Annotated in this window: 15 protein-coding genes; all 15 read right to left on the bottom strand. The window is 38.2% G+C overall.

The genetic code is table 11. The annotated features are described in order from the left end of the window. Nucleotides 1-31: 31 nt before the first annotated feature. Nucleotides 32-1,162, bottom strand: coding sequence for a PDZ domain-containing protein (locus tag IC619_RS09440; RefSeq protein WP_191139625.1), 1,131 nt, complete (start codon nt 1,160-1,162; stop codon nt 32-34). A gap of 163 nt (nt 1,163-1,325) precedes the next feature. After that, nucleotides 1,326-2,789 carry a S41 family peptidase gene (locus tag IC619_RS09435; RefSeq protein ID WP_191139624.1) on the bottom strand — a complete coding sequence of 488 codons (1,464 nt, stop codon included), beginning with the start codon at nt 2,787-2,789 and terminating at the stop codon, nt 1,326-1,328. Between the two features lie 197 nt (nt 2,790-2,986). Then, nucleotides 2,987-4,072, bottom strand: a complete 1,086-nt coding sequence (locus tag IC619_RS09430) for a murein hydrolase activator EnvC family protein (protein WP_191139623.1) — start codon at nt 4,070-4,072, stop codon at nt 2,987-2,989. Nucleotides 4,073-4,246: 174 nt separating this feature from the next. Then, nucleotides 4,247-5,290, bottom strand: coding sequence for a murein hydrolase activator EnvC family protein (locus IC619_RS09425; RefSeq protein ID WP_191139622.1), 1,044 nt, complete (start codon nt 5,288-5,290; stop codon nt 4,247-4,249). Between the two features lie 34 nt (nt 5,291-5,324). Next, entirely contained in the window at nt 5,325-6,485 is a 1,161-nt protein-coding gene (locus IC619_RS17210) for a peptidoglycan DD-metalloendopeptidase family protein (RefSeq protein WP_191139621.1), read from the bottom strand. A 29-nt stretch (nt 6,486-6,514) separates the two neighbouring features. Then, complete coding sequence (gene ftsX, locus IC619_RS09415; protein WP_191139620.1) at nt 6,515-7,426, bottom strand: permease-like cell division protein FtsX; 912 nt, start codon at nt 7,424-7,426, stop codon at nt 6,515-6,517. After that, entirely contained in the window at nt 7,416-8,102 is a 687-nt protein-coding gene (gene ftsE, locus IC619_RS09410) for a cell division ATP-binding protein FtsE (RefSeq protein WP_191139619.1), read from the bottom strand. Before ftsE ends, ftsX begins: the two co-directional genes overlap by 11 nt. 312 nt (nt 8,103-8,414) lie before the next feature. Beyond that, on the bottom strand, nt 8,415-8,849 hold the full coding sequence (locus IC619_RS09405) for a DUF350 domain-containing protein (protein ID WP_191139618.1): 435 nt from the start codon (nt 8,847-8,849) through the stop codon (nt 8,415-8,417). A gap of 16 nt (nt 8,850-8,865) precedes the next feature. Further along, nucleotides 8,866-10,116, bottom strand: coding sequence for a glutathionylspermidine synthase family protein (locus tag IC619_RS09400; RefSeq protein ID WP_347239779.1), 1,251 nt, complete (start codon nt 10,114-10,116; stop codon nt 8,866-8,868). 6 nt (nt 10,117-10,122) lie between these two features. Beyond that, entirely contained in the window at nt 10,123-10,440 is a 318-nt protein-coding gene (locus tag IC619_RS09395; RefSeq protein WP_191139617.1) for a hypothetical protein, read from the bottom strand. 14 nt (nt 10,441-10,454) lie between these two features. Further along, the gene (locus tag IC619_RS09390; protein WP_191139616.1) at nt 10,455-10,904 is read right to left on the bottom strand and encodes a hypothetical protein; all 450 of its coding nucleotides are present in this window, start codon (nt 10,902-10,904) and stop codon (nt 10,455-10,457) included. A gap of 135 nt (nt 10,905-11,039) precedes the next feature. Beyond that, the gene (locus IC619_RS09385; protein WP_191139615.1) at nt 11,040-11,726 is read right to left on the bottom strand and encodes a YjbE family putative metal transport protein; all 687 of its coding nucleotides are present in this window, start codon (nt 11,724-11,726) and stop codon (nt 11,040-11,042) included. Nucleotides 11,727-12,074: 348 nt separating this feature from the next. Beyond that, entirely contained in the window at nt 12,075-12,776 is a 702-nt protein-coding gene (locus tag IC619_RS09380) for a hypothetical protein (RefSeq protein WP_191139614.1), read from the bottom strand. 74 nt (nt 12,777-12,850) lie between these two features. Continuing rightward, complete coding sequence (locus IC619_RS09375; protein WP_191139613.1) at nt 12,851-13,639, bottom strand: enoyl-CoA hydratase/isomerase family protein; 789 nt, start codon at nt 13,637-13,639, stop codon at nt 12,851-12,853. Nucleotides 13,640-13,667: 28 nt separating this feature from the next. Further along, nucleotides 13,668-14,769, bottom strand: a protein-coding gene (gene prfB / locus IC619_RS09370) for a peptide chain release factor 2 (RefSeq protein ID WP_191139612.1) whose coding sequence is annotated in 2 segments (ribosomal slippage) — nt 13,668-14,696 and nt 14,698-14,769 — 1,101 coding nt in all. Because the reading frame shifts where the segments join, the coding sequence is not laid out codon by codon here. Nucleotides 14,770-14,773: the final 4 nt, after the last annotated feature.

Genomic DNA, 14,773 nt, shown 5'->3' with positions numbered 1-14,773 from the left:
TAAAATAAACTAGCATAAGAACACCAGTTCTTTAAGCGTAATTTTTCTTTTCTTCATTTTCAGGGCTAGGTATACCGATTATTCCCAAATCACTTGGTTCTCCATCAAACAATGTTTTCTGCAAGATCTGACGCTCACCATTCTCATCTAAAATATCTAATTTACAAGTCGATCTGCCTCGAATAAATCGAATGAGATCATTTGGATGATCAATTTGATTTCCGTTTACAAGTAGGATCACATCACCCGCTTTGAGTCCCATTTTTGCAGCCGTCGACTTTCTAGATACTTGAAGCACCTTTAACCCATTGCTATCTGGAGAAAACAAAGGGTTCTTTCTTTTTTCTATCCATTTTCCCCATTGATAAACCATTTCATGACATAAAACGGCATATAGAGCAAGTGTCCACAAGGGGAAAGATATCCACCATGTATATAAAGTTACACCTATTAACAATCCGATTGCATAGAAAAGGGTTAGTGTAGATGCGTAACGTCGATGTTGCTTCATTGACCGAGAAGCATTCATGCTAGCCGTTCCTAAAAAGAGGGGAATACAAATCATGGTTTCATCCACTTGTGTGATGAGCGGAATCGGCCATCCTCGTTCCATCATAAAGGCATTTATTTTTTGCTTTCGTCTATGATTGATTTTAATTGGTCTTAATCCACTATTGCCATGTATGCGAATCAATAACCATTCAGCAAGATGTAAGATTGCGACTAACCATAACCAGGTAAGCGTATCAAAGTTGGTAAATAGTTCGTTTATCCCATCTAACCATTGTATTTGTTGGAAAAATACGATCTTTTCAAAGGCTATGCTCAATAAAACACTCCCACCTACTGCATACGCAATACAACCAAAACGAACCCCTATAAGTGCAAAAAATAGGGTTAATGAACCTACTACAAAAAGATCTTTCATATTAAAATAAATATTAAAATAATAAATCATGGCGGAAATACCAATTGAAATCGTTCCACCCCATACCCAATTCGCTACCATCAATCTTATGCCGGAATCGACTACCTTCCCTAATTCTTTTTTCTGGGCGTAATACACCCAAATGATTTGTATAATCGAAAGAAACATCATCATTAATAGGATTAGAATGGCGACATTCCATTTCTGATACAATGCTACTAAATCAACTGACAAAACGAGATCCCCCTTTGATTCAAGCAAAATTGAGACACCGCTTAACCCCCTCAGGTGGAGTAGAGTCTCCATATGTCATGTCGTCTATTTTTGATAAAAAGATAACCCGGACAAAACAAATGTTTTGTCCGGGTTATCTTCTATATTTACTAGATTGAATCCTTTATTTAATTTGTTTCTTTAATAACTCAGCTGCAACTTGGAGTTGTACATCCTGCTTTGGATCTTGCAGAAATGCAGTAAACGATTCTCGCAATTGTTCTGCCGTTTTTGTATCAAATTGACCATTTGCTGTTATATCTTTTGTTTTTTGAAATGCCTTTACAGCTAAATCGGTCCGATCATCAAAATACCCATCTGTACGTCCCGGTTTATATCCCAATGCATCAAGTACCATCTGCATGTTTTTAACTTCAACCGAGTTATCATTCTTTTTGAGCGGTTTTTCTGGATAAGGAGGGAATGCTTGATAATAGTCAGGTGCTTTTACTTCCACATCAGGCTTAATCCCTTTACTTCCTCCATTTTGATCAATCCATTTTCCAGTCGGAGTTAACCACTTCGCAATGGTAATTTTCATATTGCTACCATCAGTAAATTCTTCGGCAGACTGAACAGTACCTTTACCGAAAGTGGTCTCACCTACTAATTGATAACCACCAGATTCTTTAAGCACTGCCGCTAAAATCTCAGAAGCACTTGCACTTCCTTTATTAATCAATACATTAATGGGATATGATTTTGTTGCACTCCCATTTGATTTGAATTCTTGACGTTTTCCTTGCTTATCTTCTGTAATTAAAACCATCTTATCTTTTGCTATCAAGGCATCAGACATTTGTAAGACAGTGGGTAATAGCCCACCTGGATTACCGCGAACATCAATGACAAGTCCTTTTATACCTTGTTTTTCTAGCTCTGCAATGCCGGACTCAAATTCATCTGCTGTTTTCTCTGAGAATTGAGTGATGGTAATGAGACCAATTTGATCTGCTAACATTTTTGTTTCTACTGTATGAATCGGGATTTCATCTCGAATTACAGTGATTTTCAGGATATCTTGTACCCCCGGACGAACAATTTCCAGCTCCGCTTTTGTCCCCTTAGGGCCTCGAATGTGACTAACCGCCGCATTTATATCTAGCCCTTCCAAACTTTTATCGTTCACCTTAATCACTTGATCTTCTGGACGAACCCCCGCTTTTGCAGCTGGTGAATCTTTAAAAGGAGAGACAATGGTAAGACGGCCATTACGCATGGTTACCTCTGCTCCAATACCAGTAAAAGAGGACTTCAAGTCGGACTTAAATTGATTAGCTTGTTTCGGATCCATATAAGCAGAATAAGGATCTTCTAACGCTTTCACCATGCCCTGAATTGCGCCATCCATTAATTTTTGATCTGTTACATCACGAACATAATTCGATTGAATCAATCGATATGCTTTCCGTAACTTCTCTTCATCAAATCCTTGTTTCTCTTCACTGATTGTGCCAGATAACAGCGAACTTTCCCCCATCAATTGATCCCATAAACCACCATTTCCTAATACCACAGCCGTTCCTAAACTACTAAATACAACAGATACAACGACGATTAATGCCACTAATCTACCACTGAATTTCACACACACACCACCTTTTCTTCAACGCCAGCACGACAACTTGTACCTAATTCACTCTATGTGACTTCTCAGCTAATTATTAGTATACCTCAGCTCAGGTGTATCGATTTACATCATTTTACCATTTAAATCATCTTACACGTTCATCTGAAAGCCCGCCCACCATAGCCTTATGGCAGGAGGGCTACTGACCTCAGTTATTAGAAATCTACATATTGAGCTGGGTTAACATAAGGTGGATTATCTCCCTCACCGACCCGCACTTCAAAATGCAGATGCGCACCCGTCACTTGACCATATGCTCCCACACGCGAAATCAAATCTCCTTGTTTCACTTGTTGGCCAACCCGGACTTGAACTTGGCCTGGATAGCTATGTGCAAAGCGTGTAAAAACTTTTTTGTTTCCAATATTACCATGATAAATGGTGACTAACCAACCATAGCCACCGGCACTTTGACTGGAAACCACAATACCTGCTTGCGGTGCATAGATAGGTGTCCCATAGCCACCAACCATATCTACTCCGGTATGCATTTTATATGAACGATAGATCGGGTGGAGTCTCATCCCATATGAGCTTCTCACTTTAGTTCTAGTAGGGTTTTTCATTTTCCCTCCCGGGTATGTGAAAGTAAGGTTACCACTGGACCAGTCTTTTAGGTTAATCTTAATAATTTCATCTGCATGCTCTTCAAAGAACTGATCGATCTTCTCACTCTCTTCCCGGTTTTTATTAATCTCAGCAACTGCTTTTTTATACTCTTCTTGAGCTTGTTTTGCTAACTTATCTTGCTCTGTAATCAGGTCATCATAAACCTGCTTTTGTTCTTCAGCACGCTTTGTCGTCTCCATGTATTCTCTAACCAATTGATAGTCACTTTTTGTAATCATACGAATATATTGGAAACGTTGGATAAAATCGCTGAATGACTCTGAGGATAACAATTGCATTGTATAATTATTGCTGCGATTTAAATACATACTTTTAAGTCGTTTTCCTAATTTTTCTTTTGCACGATCAGATTTTGCTTTCTCAGTCATATATTTTTCTTCAGCCGGTTCACGTTGACGTTCAATTTCTTTTATTTTTGAATCGAATTCTTCTTTTTTTTGTAATTGATCCTTAGCAATACCTTCTTTTTCGGCAATATCAATTAACAGGTTTTGCTGTTCTTTTCGTTTACCTTTGATTTCATCACGTATATCTGCAAACGCATACGATACTGTAACGCTAGATACACCGAGTGTAACAGAAAGTGCGAGTGGAATCAGTTTTTTCAACATGTGATACGTGCCTCCTTACCTTACTAAACACCGTTTAACAAGCGTCTTGCTTGGTATGATTTTTTCCATATGACTGTCAGACACCACTAACCATTTGATCTATCTGTAAAGGACAACTGATTTCACCTTGATCTGTGCACAGATCAAGGTGAAATCAGTCTCAGAAACGCATTTTCATCTTACATAACTCATCGGATTTTTGGGGACCCCATTTTCCAGTACTTCAAAATGTAGATGTGGACCACTCGATTGACCATTATTTCCTACTGAGGCAATTCGCTGACCCTTACTTACCCGATCACCTACACTTACCTTGACCTGATAAGACCACATATGAGCATATAACGTTTTACGACCATTTCCATGGTCAATTACGACATAGTACCCATAGCCACCTGGATTTGATTTGGTCAGCACTACGGTGCCAGCATCTGCAGCATAAATAGGTGCACCCTGATAATTACCGATATCGATCCCTTCGTGAGGCCTCCCATTTCGCCAACCAAAAGGAGAGGTTAAGGTGCCTCCCGCTGTTGGCCACTTCAATACTCCAGTTCCATAGTTTGTACCACTGGAAGCACGAGCAACAGCCCGATTTTTCTCCGCAATTTTGGCTTTTGTTATTTTTTCATGTGTCTCTAATTTTGATAGTTCTTTTTTGTGTTTATCATATAGTGCTTTGTTCTTCTTTACTTCTTCGTTTTCTTTCTTCAGTAATGGTTCCAATTTCTTTTTTTCAGCTTCAACATTTTTAATATTCGATTCTAGCTTTCTAGCAGCATCTACGTACTCATCAATTACACGTCGTCTATTCTTCATCAGTGAGCGCACGTTTTGAAAACGTTTAAAGAAATCGTCAATCGAAGTGGACTGTAGCAATACATTTGTATACTGCATATTTCCACTCAAATACATCTTCTTTACGATTTCTTTAAACTTTTTCTGTTTTTTTTCAATTGTTTCTTTGTTTTTACTTAAGTCTCGATTCATTTGGCTTAAGCGTTTATCAATTTCATGAATCTCTTTTTGAACTTTTTCTAGTTCTTTGCGCTCTGATTCTAACTTAGCTGTAATCTCTTTTATATCTTGCTTTACTTCCTTTTTCTGTTCTTGCGTCTCTTTTAACTTTTCCTCATCATTGGTAGCCAAAACAAAATGATCTTGACTCACCAGAATCAAACTGATAACAAGCATCGTACCTAGTATCTTTTTTAACAATTTCAGAGTCCCCTCCCAAAAATGTCGGTACATTTTACTCGAAATAAGGCATTGGATCAACCTTTTTTCCATCTTTGTGTACTTCAAAATGAAGATGAGGCCCAGTCGAATACCCATTGCTTCCAACCGCTGCAATGACTTCGCCTTGCTTAACTTTTTGTCCAACTTTTACTTTCACAGTTTGGGCATACATATGGGCGTAAAAGGATGATAATCCATCCCCGTGATAGATGACAATGATATAGCCATAGCCATTAGATGGCCTAGCCTCAATCACTTCACCAGGGGCTACTGCTTTCATCGGGGTACCGCTAGCTGCTCCAATATCAATACCGGTATGCATCTTATATTTTTTTGCAATCGGATGATAACGATTACCAAAAGGAGAGGTTAAAGAAGCACCTGCTACAGGCCAAGTAAACTTACCCCCTTTATATACATCGACAGGGGCTTGTCCTTTTGTTTCTTGTTCGATTTCACGTTCTCTCGCTTCTTTGGTTGCTTTGGCAATGAGTGCCTCCACTTCTTCTTTTTGCTTTTCATTCACTTCTTCTAATTCTTGTTTATCCGTTACAAGTTGCGTTGATGTTTTTTCGATCTTTTTCAACTGAACCTGTAAATTTTTATATATTGTTTGCGCATGATCTTTCTTTTGTTCGAGTGTCGTTAAATCATCCCACAATTTTTTTTGCGCTTCATCTAACTCATTTTTCGTTTGTTTATAGTTTTCCATGACACGTTTATCATGCCGTATTAGTTTTTTGACGAGATTATATCGGTCCAGAAAATTACTAACGGATGAAGAATCAGCCAATAGCTCAAAATAATATAAATCACCTTTTAAATAAATCTCACGTATTCGATTTTCTAATTGCTTTTTTCGGCCTTTCATCTCTCGCTCTATTTCTTCTATCTGCTTTTCACCTGTTCCTACTTCTTTTTGAAGCTGATAAATCTGTACATCATAAGTGTTTAACTTCGAGTTTAATTCTCGAATATTTGCAAGCGTATCTTTTTCTTTCTCTTCTGTTTCTTTTTGCTTTTTCTCCAACTCTTGAATTTCATCGTTTCGTTCTTTTATCTCTTCTTGTTGTTTTTTAATTTCTGAGTCCGTCTCTGCCAAGCTTAGCCTATGAGGAAAGAGTGCGAACACTAAGCTAAGACTGATCATTCCTACTAATACCTTTTTTTTCACGCCCGTTTCCTCCTTAGACCCTTTTACCTTTAGATTTTCAAAAAGCGACGAACAGATATGATACTTCCCCAGATTCCAATTAACACACCCATGAGCAAGATCGTTCCACTCACATATAAGCTAAGTTCAGTCACCGGCATTAACTTCATAATCGTAATGGGTTCGTTTGCTGGATTTAACATATTATAACCAGACCAATACAAGACAATGGTAATTAAAATAGGTGAAATCGATCCTAACATCCCCATCGTCGCACCTTCAATAAAGAACGGCCATCGAATAAACCAGTTACTTGCACCCACTAAGCGCTGAATCTCAATCTCCCGCTTACGCGCAATAATCGTTAGTTTAATCGTATTTGAGATCAAAAAGGCGGCCATAATGGCGAGTACAAGACCAAATCCAAGCATAATATTTTGTACAAGACCAGAGTAGTCCAATACACTTTTAGCTAAATTCCCTCCATTATCAACGCCAAGCACTTGCTCTTCGGGATATTTCTTCAAATCTTCGGTAAGTGCTTCGAACTGGTCAATATCGTTCGGAATAACTTTAATCGTATCGGGTAATGGATTTTCATCTTCACTATCTAAACCAGCTAAGATATCATTCCCAGAGTCTCCTAGTAATTCCTTAAACTCTCGCAGTGCATCTTCTTTCGGAATTAATGTTGCATCCGCCGTCATTTTGTTTCCTTTAATTTGATTTAAAACTTCCTCTTTTTGATCAGCTGTTAAGTCTGAATTTAACTCAACCATGATTCCGACCGTTTTATCTACTTCTTTTGCCATATAAGAAATATTAAATGCCAAAACGAGAAATACACCGAAAATCAATAGAGTTACTGACACGGCGCTTACGGCAGCAAAACTCATCCATGTATTACGACGTAAGCCTCGATAAGCTTCGCGAAGATGACGAACAAGTGTATCAATCTTCATAACCGTATTCGCCTCCTTCCTCATCTCGAACAATTACACCTTGTTCAATCGCTATAACACGTTGACGTAAAGTATTTACAATTTCTTTATTATGCGTAGCCATGACAACCGTTGTTCCACGATTGTTAATCTCTTCGAGTAAATACATAATATCCCATGAGTTTTCTGGGTCTAAGTTACCTGTAGGCTCGTCTGCAATAATAAAAGTTGGATTATTAACAATTGCACGTGCAATTGCAACCCTTTGCTGTTCTCCACCAGATAATTGTGAAGGTAGCGCATGCATACGATCATTTAGACCAACTAACTCTAACACTTCTTCTACTCTCGGCTTAATTTTACGCTTTGGAACTTCAATCGCTTCCATTGCAAAGGCGACATTTTCATATGCGGACATGGAAGGTAAGAGCTTAAAATCTTGGAATACAACACCAATTTTTCTTCTCACATGTGGAATTTTCCAATCTCGTACCCGTTTTACATTCACATCATTTATCAGCACGATACCATGGGTTGGTTTCTCTTCTCTATACATCAGTTTAATAAATGAACTTTTCCCTGCACCACTAGGTCCTACAATATAAACAAACTCACCATGACCCACGCTCACATTTACACCACGTAATGCTTCTACACCGTTTGAATACACTTTCCAAACATCATGCATTTCAATCATGTCATCACCTTCTTCAGGCTTATTTGCCAAATATACTAGTTCATGAAATCCTATATACCATATAAAAAGTTTTGCTCCTAACACTCCTAGAAGTATGGTAGTAAGCAAATCGCTTTCTTCCAATATCAGCGTATCAAAATGATTCTCCGTAGAGAAAAACTCTTTCACTATTATAACATCAATCTACAGAATTCCTAGATTAATATTCTCTATTGCCAAATTTAATTCACAACTTATTTCAAGCACTTAAAATGAGCAAAACCGCTAGCCACAATGTCCAGGATGAACTAGCGGTTTTGCTCACATGTGGTATTAATAACTTATTAATACAGCTGTTAGTAACCCTATCGCAATACTAATGCGTGACGAAAAAATACCTACGCCCACATTACCCTTAGGAATTTCAGATAATACTTGAAAAGGGGTAAGTAAATTGAAGAGATAAAAACCAATCATCTGAATGACAATTCCTATCCCTCCCCAAACCAGTAAGTCCAAAATGCTGACAGAATGATAAATGGCCGAAGCTACCACGATGGCAAGACCGAGCAACTTGCCTCCAATATCATGAGCGGCTGCTTTCGCTGCATTTTGCTTTACTGGATCTTCTGAATAAGCGCCTTCTTTAAAAAGCGCAATCTCTTGATAAGGTGTTGTCACAATGAAAATAAATAAACCTAAAATCATTAATGGAATCGTAACCCCTAAATAAATAGCAAAGTTTAGTAGTGAATCCATTTGAGTCATCTGAAAAACTCCTCTCTTATTCCTTTAATTCAATCGGTAAAAAATGAGATAAGTTACTTGTAATTCCTTGATCTACTCTGGCGATGATTGCCGATGGCTCCCCATCAATTAAAAAAGACCCCCATAATAGTTGACCTTCATATGTACCTTTTAAAGTCTCAGTTTGAATCGGTTGTAAAGGCATATATTTTTGATAAATCATCGCCTGATCCCAATAATTCTCCTCTTTGTCCTTATCGATTAGATCTCCTTTGTCATCAAATAGCGTAACCGCACCACCCTCTCGACCCAAAATCGGCTTGCGCACATATGCTTCTTTTTTTAAAAAAGGATTATCTAGATACGTGGGTAACATATAAGTTTGGATGATTTCTTTTTCTTCAGCCGTGAAAAATAGATTCGATTCGTGTAACATCCAAATCAGAGCCTGTAATGCTTTAGTTTGTCCAATAAAGCCCGAAGGCGGATTAATAATCCCCAGTTTTTGGTCCGCTATTAAACGAAGCAAATGTTTGCCCGTTGCATAACCATCGACATCTTGATCTTCCGCTAAAATTTCTAGTGCATGTAATCTGTACCACACATTAACTTCAATTTCCTGTAATTTTTGTTCATCCCATGCATAAACACCATCCTCTTTTACTCCAATTTGATGCAAAGGTGTATACACCGCAGACAACCCTGACTCTCTCAACAGATATAAGGTTGTGCCTTTATCTTCTTCATGCCAGTTAAGTGAACTAAAGTGAATCTGTTTTGTGTTGTATCCTAATTTTTGATAAAGACTCAAAATTCGCTGAAAACCCGCTTTTATTTTCAAATTCTCTTTTTCATTGGGATCTTGTTTACCTAATGCCTCACATACTTTTCCATTTGTATAAAAAGCTTCCACAATTCCGGTAGGTGTATCGCTATTAAACTCCAACATTTTTAGCCCTTGCTCTGTATAAGCAAAGTCAAATCTTCCAATCAATGTAGGTGCATCATAAGGAAAGTTTAAACGTATAGTGGGCCAAGTAGACCGTGGCAAGCCTAATTCTTTCAGCAGCTGGTCTGAGCCCAATCTCACATGTTGAAGTGTCTTATGAAAGATGCGCCCCAACTGCTTTGTGGCGTATGCCATTTCTGAACGAAAAGCATTAGAAATGGCATATGTTGAAGCTAAAGCATATTCTTCACCATACATCGTATCCCATGTAAATATACCCTCTTGCCGAATTGAATCATAGATATGTTTTCTATTGTTGGTATATGATTTCCTACTCACGCTCGTTTAACCTCCAGACGTTACCGCGGACTTACTCCCTATTCCTTTCTTTAGTTTACTAACCCCACTACTTCCGGAAGAAACCAAGCTTTGATCTTTGATATAGGCTACTTTTTTTCCGTCTAATACAAGATAATTATTGGGATTGTAACTTGTTCCATCATCATCACAAAGTTCATCTCTATCATTGTCATAACACAACTCAATATCATCGTCAAAATCAGGTGTTGCGTTTGCATCTTCACATCCCACAGTCATCGGAACAAGTAATACAGATGAAGCAAAGAGACCTACTAATTTTTTTGTCTTATGTTTTTGACTCAATTCTAAAATCCCCCTTACAAAATAGGCTCAGCATAATAAACATACACTTTTCGATTTTCGTCTACTTCTGTAGCCGTTTTGCACCAATCGTTTCCTTCAATATCAACAGTATCACTATTAAGAAATAAGAGGACATCTGTATAGGTATGAAAATGATAAATGTGTATAACCGGATATTGACTTGTATTTTCTTGAAAATGCCGCACTTCTACGCGCGTACCTTGCCATGTAGGTGTGGGAATCAATCCCTGTTCGAGCACTTTTTCATCCTTATCTTGTTCCACATAGATCACATATACCAAGCCTTCAATCCTACAAGTTTCTTTCCTATAAACCTTGTGATTTTTAATGAAGTAATCGCAATTGAAGCGTAAGATGACTTCTTCTTTTGAAATGTTCTCATAAAAAGTTACAACTGAAAACCCCTTTTTTTCATCTAGCAACCGATATTCTAAGCTAATCATATCCATTCTCCCAAGTGTGTAAATTTTCATAATATTTCTATCTGATCTTCGTGTATGGGATTTCAATCAGGTGGGGTGAAATCTCCACCTGATTTCCCGAAATTTCATAGCAAAACTTTATAAGTGATTGCACTTCTAGTTGGTATGTGCCGGTTGTTGATTATTTTTTTTCATATTTGACCACTTGCCAGCCAATAATACTGCGACGACTACAATAATATAAAAAGCATATTCCAGCCACGGATTTTGATTAAAGAAAGGATGAATTAACTTCTCATCTACAATCATTTTAGCTGCTGTATACGCAAGTACACCTGAACCGATATAGATAATAACCGGAAACCGATCCATTAATTTTAAGAAAAGACGGCTCCCCCAAACGATAATCGGAATACTTATTAAAAGTCCTAAGATAACAAGTAAATAATTGTTATGGGCAGCACCAGCGACGGCTAATACGTTATCTAAGCTCATAATGGTATCCGCTACTATGATCGTTTGGATAGCAGCGCGTAAGCTAGTAGCTGCTTTTACATCGTGTTCTTTTTCGTCTGCTAGTAGTTTATAAGCGATCCACAGTAAAAGCACGCCTCCAATGAGCAACAAGTAAGGTATTTTCAATAACCAAACGACAACTAATGTTAGTATCGTTCTCATAACGACTGCTCCCACAGTTCCCCATATGATGACTGTTTTCTGCTTCGTCTTGGGTAAATTTTTAGCAGCCATACCGATTACAATCGCGTTATCCCCTGCCAGCACGAGATCAATTACAATAATGGTTAATAATGCAGTTAAAAACTCTGTAGATAAAAGTTCCACTTATAACACTCCTTAACGATAAATAATAGAATAAACATATGGAAGAATCCGGTTCATGCTACACGAGGAAAAACCTCCTTTATATTATCCCAGAAACGGTATCAAGTAACAAAAAAAATAGCAAGACCTTTACTTTTTTGAAAAAGTAAAGGTCTTGCTAACAACAGATCTTGTTGCCAACAAAGCCGGGATATTAAATATCCGGAATGACGACTTTGTTTCTCAGCTACTCCCCTTTAAGGACATCCGTAACGTATTCTGTTGATTTCATTATATAGGGTACCTATCAATATCGTCAAGCGTGAACTACTCCCCACTAAAAGTGGTTGGGCTTCTCGTTCGCAAATCCTAAAACCATTTACGCGGTGTTTTCTGCTTATTCGATCTGCTTAGAGATGGATTCGTATCTTCAGAATCTTCGTCCTCTATAGATACATTAGCTGTTTCTTCATCCATTGAAGTATCGCTATCTTGGTCTGTTTTAATTTGGGTCAATAAGCTTTCTTTCCGAATCATCGTCTCTTCTTTACGGTCTGGCTTTAATAAGCTCTTTTTATAAAGACGACGATGTTTACTCGCCTCTGTGTCAACGTCATCAGTCTGCTCAAGTGTATCGGACGATTCAGATTCTTGCTTATCCATTGTTTTGTTTTTATCACTGCTCCGAGCAAACAAACCGCTCTTTTCTGAAGTTACTTCTGTCAAAGGATCTGGTTCCGTATCTACAGTTGTTTCATTAGATATCCGTTTCTCATGAAAAGATGCAGAAGAAATAAATTCTTTATCTTCATCTGGTAATAACGTTCCTTCTTTAGGGCGCTCTCTGTGTATTTTTTGCTTTTCTTTATTTCGTTTTTCTCTCTCTTTGGTTGTTCGGCGCACCCTATCTACTGCGATCTTCATATCTTCACTAGATAAACTACCTTCAGGAAACATTTGATCCAACATCTCAACTTCTTTTTTACGCTTTTTCGCAACCAGAATGCTAATGAGAACGATTAGAGCAATTGCTCCTATACCTATCAAAATGCCCGAAATTACTGGATCCAATGATATCCCCCCTTTTATATCTGTTTCTATTTTGGTAATCGAAAAAATAGGGAAGAGCCGGCTGCAGCCGACCCTTATTTTCCGGTGAAACGTGCCGCTCTTTTTTCTACGAAAGCATCCATGCCTTCTTTACGATCTTCTGAATCAAACGTAAGTCCAAAAAATGCAGCTTCCATTTCTAAACCTGTTTTCAGGTCAACTTCGACTCCTGTATGAATCGATTTTTTAATATAGCGAAGTGCAAGTGGTGCCTTCTGGGCTAGTGTTTTAGCCAGTTTTTTGGCTTCATCGATCAATTCTGCAGCAGGAATTACCTTCTGTACTAAACCTAGACGGTATGCTTCTTCAGCATCAATCATTTCACCCGTCATACACATATATTTCGCTCTATTTTTACCGATTAAACGTGCAAGTCTTTGTGTTCCTCCATAGCCTGGAATAACGCCTAGATGAACTTCTGGTTGCCCGAATTTGGCTCGATCAGCAGCAAGAATAATATCTCCGCTCATTGCCAATTCACAGCCTCCTCCTAAAGCGAAGCCATTCACTGCCATAATAACGGGTTTAGCTAAATTTTCAATTCGATTAAATACGGCTTGACCTTTTAATGCCAGCTCTTCCGCTTCATATCCGGACGGTACGCTGCGTAATTCGCCTATATCTGCACCAGCTACAAATGCTTTTTCACCAGCCCCCGTGATAATCAGAGCACGTGTTTCATTTGAGTTTTCTACCCATGTGATCGCCTCGTCTAGTTCTTCCAACAACGCTCTACTTAAAGCATTTAGCACTTTAGGTCTAGATAGTGTAATAACTGCAATATGATCCACTTGTTCAAACTGAATATATTTATGCCCGTTCATATTAACCCCTCTTTTCAATATGAATGTATCAACTCATATTCAAGCGTAGATAAGATTCAATAAATGTATTCAAATCTCCATCCATAACAGCTTGCACATTTCCCATTTCGACATTCGTTCGATGATCTTTCACCATACTATAAGGATGAAAGACATAGGAACGAATTTGATTTCCCCAACCGATTTCCGATTGCTCTCCTTGCAAATCATTCATTTCCTTTTTTTGTTCCGCCAGCATCCGCTCGTACAGTCTAGCTTTAAGAATTTTCATCGCCCGTTCGCGGTTTTTAATCTGGGAACGCTCAGATTGACAGGTAACTACTGTATTTGTAGGGGTATGTGTAATGCGCACAGCGGAATCGGTTGTGTTTACATGTTGTCCACCTGCACCACTGGAGCGATATGTGTCTATTTTAAGATCTTCGGTACGAATCTCTACTTCAACATCATTATCCACTTCTGGCATCACATTTGCAGAAACAAATGAGGTATGTCGTCTTCCAGAAGAATCAAATGGTGAGATGCGGACCAGGCGATGAACCCCTTTTTCTGCTTTTAAATAACCGTATGCATTTATTCCTTTTATGAGCAAGGTAACACTTTTGATACCGGCTTCGTCGCCAGGTAAGTAATCTAAAGTTTCAACCTTATAGCCACTTCTCTCCGCCCAACGTGTATACATACGTAGTAGCATTTCAGCCCAATCTTGAGATTCTGTGCCACCCGCTCCCGGATGAAGCTCTAAAATTGCTGAGTTTCGATCATAGGGCTCATTCAACATCATATTTAATTCAAATACATCTAATTCTTTCATGAGTGTATGAATCCCTTGCTCTAAATCTTTCTGAACGGATTCATCTTGTTCTTCAACCATAAGTTCCAGTAGTAATTCGCTTTCTTCAAGTGCTTGCTCTAACCGATCGATTTCTTCAATTTGTTCTTTTAAATGCTTCATCTCTTCAATCACTTTTTGTGCCACACCTTGGTCATCCCAAAAATCAGGTGCTACCATTTTTTCTTCTAATTCAGCTAAACGTTCTTTTTTCTGATCTAAGTCAAAGAGACCCCCTAATATCCGCTAAACGTTTAGCTGTATTTTTGATGGATTGCCTCAGTTCACTGATTTCCAAATCA

The organism is Polycladospora coralii, assembly GCF_014773435.2.
GTDB lineage: Bacteria > Bacillota > Bacilli > Thermoactinomycetales > Thermoactinomycetaceae > Polycladospora > Polycladospora coralii.
Note: the sequence above shows the minus strand (reverse complement) of the source record. Positions and strands in the feature narration are given on the sequence as shown.

Bases quoted from the DNA above. Each gene is read 5' to 3' on its own strand.
- IC619_RS09430 (WP_191139623.1), bottom strand. From the start codon at position 4,072: ATGTTGAAAAAACTGATTCCACTCGCACTTTCTGTTACACTCGGTGTA.
- ftsX (WP_191139620.1), bottom strand. From the start codon at position 7,426: ATGAAGATTGATACACTTGTTCGTCATCTTCGCGAAGCTTATCGAGGC.
- ftsE (WP_191139619.1), bottom strand. From the start codon at position 8,102: ATGATTGAAATGCATGATGTTTGGAAAGTGTATTCAAACGGTGTAGAA.
- IC619_RS09405 (WP_191139618.1), bottom strand. From the start codon at position 8,849: ATGACTCAAATGGATTCACTACTAAACTTTGCTATTTATTTAGGGGTT.
- IC619_RS09390 (WP_191139616.1), bottom strand. From the start codon at position 10,904: ATGATTAGCTTAGAATATCGGTTGCTAGATGAAAAAAAGGGGTTTTCA.
- IC619_RS09375 (WP_191139613.1), bottom strand. From the start codon at position 13,639: ATGAACGGGCATAAATATATTCAGTTTGAACAAGTGGATCATATTGCA.